Below are 8,521 nucleotides of genomic sequence, written 5' to 3' on the forward strand. Positions count from 1 at the left end.
TAACCCACCAACACAATGAAGACAAACAACTCAAACAAGAAAATCACAAAAGTATCTGAAGGTGCTTCAGAAAATGTTCAATCACGCACATTTGTTCCAACAGATGAAGCCAAAGGTAAAGCCAATAGATTGCGTTTAATCGCTATTATTTCATGGGTTGTTGCCGTTGCAGCCCAACTCGTTGCTATTTCATTATTATTTAAAGACCCTATAAACATGACATGGCTCATTGTTTTAATTGTGGTTGATTTGATATTTGTGGTCATCGGTTCTATTCTTTGGAAAAAATCAAATCGTTTAGATCCAGCTTCAGAAGAGAATAAGTTTAAATTTTTTATGCAGAATCAACTTGGGCTCGTCGTTGCCATCATTGCATTTTTACCACTTATCATCTTAATTTTTACCAATAAAAATATGGATGGTAAACAAAAGGGAATTGTTGGTGGTATTGCCGTTTTGGCTTTGTTAATAGCAGGAGTTACAGGTATCGATTTTAATCCGCCATCAATAGAACAATACACCGAGCAAACTAATAAAGTAGAATGGCTTAACCAAGGCGCCAATAATGTTTATTGGACTAAGTCGGGAACAGTGTATCATTTATTTATTGATTGTTCCTATATCAATACAGCCAAAACTTCCGAAATATTTGAAGGTACCGTGGCGCAGTCAAGAGAACTTAAAAACATTACTAATCTTTGCAGCCGTTGTGAAAATAAAGCCATAAAAGAGCGCAACTTAGACGAAGCCGAGTATAATACAGATCCAGAACTTACGGATTAACTTTTATTCTTATGCCTTCACTATGACTACTAAATTCTGGCGCATACATACTTTGAATAGTGGTAATACCATTACTCATATTTCCAGAATTATTGACTCTTAAATCGTATTCAAATACATAAATCCCTTTTGGTAAAAAGTCAAAAAAGAAATTGGTTGAAGCATCTTTTGTAGCCTCGTAGTAGCCAAGTCCGTCTTGCCATTTGTATTGTGATAACACATTCACAGGTTCTAAACCTGCCGCACGCATATCTTTCATGTGTATAAACTCCATGTCGCGATCGCTTCTCAATTCAATTCTAACGCGAACTAAATCGCCAACCTTTAGACTGGTGCTGTCGTCGATTTCGGTAATGACTTCGCCTTTATCAGTATTAGATTTTAAAAATAGTTTTTTGTTTAACTTTAAGGGCGTTTCCGCTTTGGTGATTTTATCTAGATCTTCAAAATATTGCCAGTATAAACTTCCCCAGGCGATACCTTCACCTTTTTTGGCTAAAGTGACTTCAGACATTTTTGGTGCAATTTCAGAAGCATTCCATGTGGTTTTAAAATAGCCTGTACCGGCTTCAACTTTAACATGTTCTAGCTTTGAAGGTTCTATTTTTTGAGAACCAACCATAATTTCAACGGCTTCTGTTATACTTAGCCAATCACTTCCTTGCAACAATAAAGCGTAAATGGCTTTAGTTGTGGCCTTGGTAGTTTTCCAACTATTGGTTTGTTTGTGTTTGAGCAACCAAATTTTAAGATTGTCTATAGTGGTTCCATTGTTTTTGCTAATATTATCAATTTCAGAAAAGGCTTCAATTATCAAGGACTGAGTTTCAATAGGTGCTTGATACCAATGCCAAGAGGCTGTATTTTCTTTCCAATACATACCCAATTCGTCACTCACAATGGCGGTTTCTTTTAGAGATTTCAAGATTTTTTGAGCTTGATTTGCGTTGTCATTTCTGTGTGAAATCACGGCCATCAGACCTTTTGCGTATAATGGTCTGTTCAACCAATAGTTGTTTATTTGAGTGAGATAGTAATTTGTGATGCGTTGCACTTCTTGGCTTTTTGCGACCTCCGGAAAGAAACTTCGCATGTACAAGTAATGCAACTGCATAGCACTTAAATGATCTTTTGATAAATCTACTTTTGAGCTGTATTTGGTAAGATTTTTATATTCTTCAACAAATTCAGTATCTAAATAATTGATGGCTTTTGTAATCGTAGCCTCTTCTAAGGAGTTTTCGGTAACGCTTAATTTTTTTAAATGTCCGAATCCAGTTATGACGTGCTGGGTGATGTAGCGGTTGGGTTTTCCACCTTCAAACCATGCCCAAGCGCCGTTAGACATTTGGTTGTTTTGGAGTTGGCGTTGCGCTTTTTGCAATTCGCTATTCATTTTATTTAAATCGAAAAGTAAAGCGATGCGTTTCTTTTGTTCGCTTTCACTTTGCGCATCACGTAACCAAGGTGTTTCTTCAATTAAAATAGATTTTAGCTCTTGATTTTTTTCAAGATTAGAAATCAAGGCGTCCGAATTTCTCCATAGCTCAAAAACTTCTTTAATACGCGGATTGGAATTCGCTATATGACTTGCCAAAGCGTTGGCATAAAAGCGGGAGAAAATCTGTTCGTTACAATCGTAAGGATATTCCATTAAATAGGGTAGTGCCTGTAAGGCGTACCAAGCAGGATTGGATGTAATTTCTAAAGTGAGCTGGTGGTGTTTTAAAGTAGTTGAGGTATTGTTTTTTAGTTTATCAAGCGTAAAGGTTCTAGTTTCGTTACTTCTAACCCACATAGGTAAGGCTTCGGTTACCAACATTCTGTTTGATAATACAGGTAAAGCATTTTGCTCGGCATCGCTAAATTCCCCTGATTTTGCAATAACAGTATATTGCACGGCATCGATATTATCGGGTATGCGCAAACTCCAAGTTATTTCTGTGTTGCCTGACGCTTCCACACTGAATAGCCCACTCTGTCCTTCGGACACCTCACCCAAAGGGAGAGAATTTGTAATACTCTTAATCAAGCTTTGGGTAATATCTTTTCCTGTAACGGCATCCACTAATTGCAGTACCGCTTGACCAGTTAAAGTCTTATCGGTTAAATTGGCAATTTTAGTACTGATATTAATGTCATCACCTTGACGTAAAAATCGTGGTGCGTTGGGGATCACCATCAGTTCTTTTTGCGTAACCGTTTCTAAGGTTTTGGTGCTATTTTTTAAGGTTTTTGTATGCGCTAGTAATTGCAATTTCCAACGCGTTAAGGCTTCAGGGGTTGTAAAACTAAAACTGATATTTCCTTCTGCATCGGTTTGTAAATGCGGAAAGAAAAAGGCGGTTTCTTGTAGATTTTTGCGGATTTTGATGTTTTCAAAGTTTTCGTTTTGAACATCAGCTTCAAAGCTGTTTACATTTTCCGGGATTGAATCATTGTCAACGATTTCGTTACCAGTTACTACTACCTGATCTAGAAAGGTTTCATTATCATCGATTTCTGGAGAAGCAACATCCTGAACTGCCATAATCATAGATTCATTTCCCTTGACTCTGTAATTCATGTTATTTCTATTGATCCCAAAATAAAACCCAAACCAATTAATCTGATCATATTGCTGATGCGGATAAGCTGTACCCACCCTAGGTAGATAAACCATGAACGATTTATTACCGAAACTGCCAATATTATTTCGTTTTGAATAACTGTAATAAACGGGATTTTGTATAGGACGAAATTGCCATTGGTGCATTTTAAATTGATCTAAAGACGCATCGTACATACTAGCCAAAAGCTCGGCACTTACTTTTTCGCCTTCTGGACCTTTTATTTTAAATTGCCAAGTTTCGTCGGTTCCTGGTTGTAATTTATCTCTAAAAACCGAGGTTTCTATCTCTAAGTCTGATTTAGGATATGGTACTGAAATGTTCAAGGTTCCACTTTCAAAACTATTGAAAACCGCATAACTGTAATGAACGGTAAAGCCTCCGACATCGTCGGCGTGTATTGGAATGACGATACTTTTTTTGTGATTATCAAGCGGAATGATATAGGTATTTACAATTTTTTCGTTTTTTTCAACGTCAACAGTCACCGTCAAGTTAGTAGCAGAACCAAAGCTTATTACTGCGACATCTTTTGGTTGATAACTCGATTTATCAAAATTGGCCGAAAACAAAGTTTGATCAGAAACAGTTTTGTCGTCATCGCTGTAAAGTGTCATCTGGGTTTCATCTTTCACCACTTGATTAAATTTATCTTCGCTTTCCAGAAGCACGATATAGGTACCAGATTCCCATTTTTTTAAATTGCCCAGTTTTATTTCTTTAGCGTTTGCAGTATTGAAATCACTTTTGAAAACAAGTTTACCTAGCTTCCAGTTTTTTGGGTTGTGTTCATTATTATAAGCGTCGTGTGGAAATAATTTTTTAAATGTTGTTTCGTCCAACATCGGTAAATCGGGTGCAGTCCATGGTCTTGACCTTAAAACCTGCCCTGATGCATTCAGTTTGTAAATTTTTATGGTACCAGCGGCTGCTACGAATTCACCATTGAGGTTTCTTGTATTTATAGTAATTTGATGATCATTATCGTTTTTGTCTAACTGACTTGCAATTCTGATAGTGGCTGTCATCGCATGGTATCCAACATTCACTGTTGTGGTTGCGCTTCTTGTTTCGCCATTTAGATCGGTAATATCGGCTGTAATTTCGTAGGTAAAAATTGGGTTTCCTTTTTTATCGACGGATTCGTCTGGAATGGCTTTGAATTTAATTTCAAAATTCCCTTCCGCGTCGGTTTTAGTGTCACCATAAGTAATTTCTTGAGACTGACTATATATTGGCATTCTTTTCCAAGAATACCAACGCGGATATTGAACTGTTCTAACTACACGATAAGCTACGCTTGCATTGGTGATATTACTTCCGGCGTAAGCCATGGCATTTCCTTTCAAACTGATGCTATCGTTAATGCGGTAGGATTCAGTAACAGGATTAAATTTGGCTTCAAATTTTGGACGTTTGTATTCTTCAACTGATATATATACGTTATTGAAAAGTTCGATATTGTCGGCCTCAATTTCTATTTCAAATTCACCAGTAAGTCCGCTTTGTGGTAATATGAATTCACCAGAAATAGAACCAAATTCATTTGTTTTGAGCTCAAGCGTTTTAAGGTCTTGTGAGTTGGCATCGTACAATATGACTTCAACTTTTTGGTTGGTTACGATTTCAGATTTCCCGTTATTATTTTTAATAACAATACCCTTAAAATAAACGACTTGTCCTGGTCTGTATATGCTGCGGTCGGTAAATAAAAATGCCTTGTATTCAATCTCATTTTCCTTACTAGAATTCTGTTGATTGATGTATAGACCACCAAAATGTGCCGTTTCGTTATTGAGTTTGGTAGTCACACTTAAATTAAGGTAGCGAGATTTACTTTTTTGAATGGAAACTTCGCCGTTTTGGTCGGTTACGAATGATTTATTAATAAAAGGACCATTGTATTTTTCCTGATATGAAATTTCCAAACTTACGCCCGGTAAAGGTTTGCCGTTATTTCTATTGATGATCTGAAGTGTTTCGGATATGTTGTTGGATTTTGACAGTAATGCCATATCGCTTACTTGAATGGTAGTAAATCCGAAAGTTTCGCTATTATTAGCTTGTTGCGTAAAAAGTATATAATGACCATTGTTTAAGGCAGGCATCACCACTTCGGTACTGTGATTTTGATAATCATTTTTTGTAGGAAGCGTTACCTGCCAAGATTCCGTGGCAGTTAGATTCAATAAAAACTGATATTGTTCTTCTTTTTTATAGATTTTATTAAACAGCTCTAATTGGGCATTGCTGATTTTAAAAATTTTGAAATCAAGATTCTGAATATTAGCATAGCGCAACAACACAAATGACTGTTTTTGAATAGGTAAAAACTGCTCGGCAGTAATTTGTAATTCTGGTTTAAGAATTTGCGTTTTTAAAATCTCAGCCTTTCCAGAAGCGATGCTGTTTGGGAAATCATGGCTAATAGTGGTGCAAATTTCTAAGGCTTTTTTTAGTTGCCATTGCACCTCTGTATTGGTGTCGATGTCGAATTTTTTACCTTGTTTATAGTAGAGTGATGCCATTTCAAAATGGTATAATCCTGAAACATCGGTTTTATACAAATCAGCGGAAGCTTTTAAAGTTGCTTCCAAAAAAGTGTCTTTATTTTCAAAAACGGCATTTTGGTACACGAAATTCAAGCGCTTGATGTCGGCGTCAACCAATGCAAACGGCTCTTTATCTTTTAAATGAAAAGCGATAAGCTGCTGATAAATTTTGATTGCATTGAGCTGAAGTGATAAACTGTCTTTTGTTTGGATATTTAAACTGGAAAATTTCTTAGCTTCAGTAAGTAATTCGGGGTTTTCAATATTAAATTGATACGAAGGCCGGTTAATACTGCTTTCGGAAGTTTCGTAAAATTGTAATGCGTTATAACTTAACAAATCGAATAAGGTTGGTCGGTAACGCTTTGAGAATTCACCTTTCATCAATAACTCGTCATAATTAGCCAATGGCGTTTGTTGTAAAATCGGAGCATGGTCTAAAGAATTTTGATACAGCTTATGAATTTCATTAAATAAGGTTTCTAAATCCCAAGTTCTAAAATCATCCGAATCTTTTTCTGCTGTTGCAGTTCTATTGTAAAACTTCCATCTATTAGATTGAAAATATTGCCAGTACATGGTTGCCATTAAATTCTCTAGCAAGTTTTTTGTGGGTGCTTGGCTCTTGGTTATTTCGGATTTAAAATTTTCAATAATGCTCAGCTGCGCGTCTTCCTCTAGCGTTAAAGCATATTTACTTTCGTAGATCAAGCATTTAACAACTTGCGCTGCGTTATTTTCTTTTTTAGCTAAAGCCGAAATTTTTGAAATCACTTCTAACGCTGATTTAGGTAAGCCTTTGTCTTCGTATTTTGCTACCTCTTGCCATAAAGCGGTGTAGTTTTCAGATTGCCCAAAAGAGAAATTAGCAAAAAGGACTATCGTAAATAGTGTGGCGAAATGTTTCATGGTTTATAATGTTATCTTTTTATGAAATGTCTAAAAATCACATCAGCCTTAAAAGAGAATACTTGATTTACAACTACTTTAATTAGTTTTTTAACAGACACTACATACTAAAAGAATTGAATACAAAGTTATAGTCAAAATGCGTTCCAAAAAATTCAAAATTAACCTACAAGGCACATTTATTGAGTAAAGAGGTGTTTTGGATTCGTAAACGCGATATTATTGTGTTTTAAAGTTAAGGTTTAAAGCCGTAAGTTTACCAAGTTCAAATCGAAAAATTTTATATGATTAAATGGTTTTTTATTATAATGCTGCCCTGCCTTTGTTGGTCGCAAGAATCTACTATTGTTAAAGTTCAGCAGTTGATTTCTAATAAATCGTATAAAAAAGCCGAAATTTTAATTTCGTCCTTTTCAAATAACAATCCGAACAATTTACATGCTTTGGAACTTTATGGCGATTCGGTTGCCCATCAAGAAAACTGGGACGAAGCTATTCAGATTTATAAAAAATTAACCACGCAACAACCCAATAATGCAAACTACCATTACAAATATGGTGGTTCGTTGGCAAAGAAAATTTTATCAGTCAGTAAATTAAAAGCTCTAAATTATGTTGGTGATGCTAAAGACGCATTTCTTAAGGCCGCTGAATTAGATCCAAACCACATAGAAACACGCTGGGCTTTGGTTGAAATGTATTTGCAACTTCCAGGAATTTTGGGTGGGAGTAACAAAAAGGCTTATGGCTATGCCAACGAGTTAGAAAACATCTCTAAAGTTGACGGCTATATGGCAAAGGGTTATTTTTATGAGTACACTAAAGATCCAGAATTAGCCGAGAAATATTACAAAATGTCCGTAGATATTGGCGGTTCGTTAACCTGTTACGATAAATTGAGTAAATTTTACCAACAACAAAAAAATCCAGAAAAGGCCATTGCAACAATTCAAACCAGTTTAGATAAACATCAGCGCAACTCTTTGCACTATCAACTGGGTCGCGTTTGTGCTGAGTATAATTTACATTTGGATAAAGGTGAGGAGTGTCTTAACACTTACATTGAAAAACATACAGCGCGAGATGGTGTGCCGATAGCCTGGGCAAACTTCAGGCTTGCACAAATTCATAAACATAAAAAAGATAAGACGAAGGCATTAAAATATGTGAATTTGGCTCTATCAGAAATGCCTAATAATGAAGTCTTTCAAGAAGAAAAGTTAAGCATTTTACAATTATTTTGATTCTGGCGTTTGCGCGCTTAGGCGCTTACCGCGCTTTCACTACTCGCGCTCGCTTTAGGCGAGGCGCTCAAACATACCGTTCAATCGCTAACGCGGGCTCAGGATTTTCACCTCATTTTCCTCAATAATTACGACAAATGTGTTATCAAAACAAGTATCTTTGATTAACACAATTCAACCCTATGAACGTACATTTTATTGCCATTGGCGGTAGCGCCATGCACAATTTGGCTTTGGCTTTACAACAGAAAGGATATAATATTTCAGGAAGCGACGATGAAATTTTTGAACCCTCAAAATCAAGACTTGCAGCGCGGGGATTATTACCAGAAATGTTTGGTTGGTTTCCAGATAAAATTACTTCTGGCTTAGATGCTGTAGTTTTAGGAATGCACGCCAAAGCCGATAATCCTGAATTGATAAA

4 protein-coding genes are annotated in these 8,521 nt (G+C 36.1%); 3 read left to right on the forward strand and 1 reads right to left on the reverse strand.

The window, feature by feature from the left end; translation table 11 throughout:
* Positions 1–15: 15 nt before the first annotated feature.
* Positions 16–783 (forward strand): hypothetical protein, encoded by a 768-nt coding sequence (locus V7Z48_RS06135; RefSeq protein ID WP_334112519.1) that lies wholly within the window; start codon positions 16–18, stop codon positions 781–783.
* On the opposite strand, the gene V7Z48_RS06140 is transcribed toward V7Z48_RS06135, so the two are convergent.
* Positions 773–6,853: an alpha-2-macroglobulin family protein gene (locus V7Z48_RS06140; RefSeq protein ID WP_334112520.1), complete on the reverse strand. Its 6,081-nt coding sequence runs from the start codon at positions 6,851–6,853 to the stop codon at positions 773–775. The genes V7Z48_RS06135 and V7Z48_RS06140 overlap by 11 nt on opposite strands.
* Before the next feature lie 284 nt (positions 6,854–7,137).
* Between V7Z48_RS06140 and V7Z48_RS06145 the strand changes: the two genes are divergently transcribed.
* Both V7Z48_RS06145 and V7Z48_RS06150 read left to right on the forward strand, forming a co-directional pair.
* Positions 7,138–8,097: a tetratricopeptide repeat protein gene (locus V7Z48_RS06145; RefSeq protein WP_334112521.1), complete on the forward strand. Its 960-nt coding sequence runs from the start codon at positions 7,138–7,140 to the stop codon at positions 8,095–8,097.
* A gap of 182 nt (positions 8,098–8,279) precedes the next feature.
* Positions 8,280–8,521: Mur ligase domain-containing protein (locus V7Z48_RS06150; RefSeq protein ID WP_334112522.1), on the forward strand; the 242-nt coding region annotated here is incomplete at its 3' end.

The organism is Paucihalobacter sp. (assembly GCF_036825875.1).
GTDB lineage: Bacteria > Bacteroidota > Bacteroidia > Flavobacteriales > Flavobacteriaceae > Paucihalobacter.

What these genes read in the sequence shown, in the direction of transcription:
- V7Z48_RS06135 (WP_334112519.1), top strand. Translation starts at nt 16, where the DNA reads ATGAAGACAAACAACTCAAACAAGAAAATCACAAAAGTATCTGAAGGT.
- V7Z48_RS06140 (WP_334112520.1), bottom strand. Translation starts at nt 6,853, where the DNA reads ATGAAACATTTCGCCACACTATTTACGATAGTCCTTTTTGCTAATTTC.
- V7Z48_RS06145 (WP_334112521.1), top strand. Translation starts at nt 7,138, where the DNA reads ATGATTAAATGGTTTTTTATTATAATGCTGCCCTGCCTTTGTTGGTCG.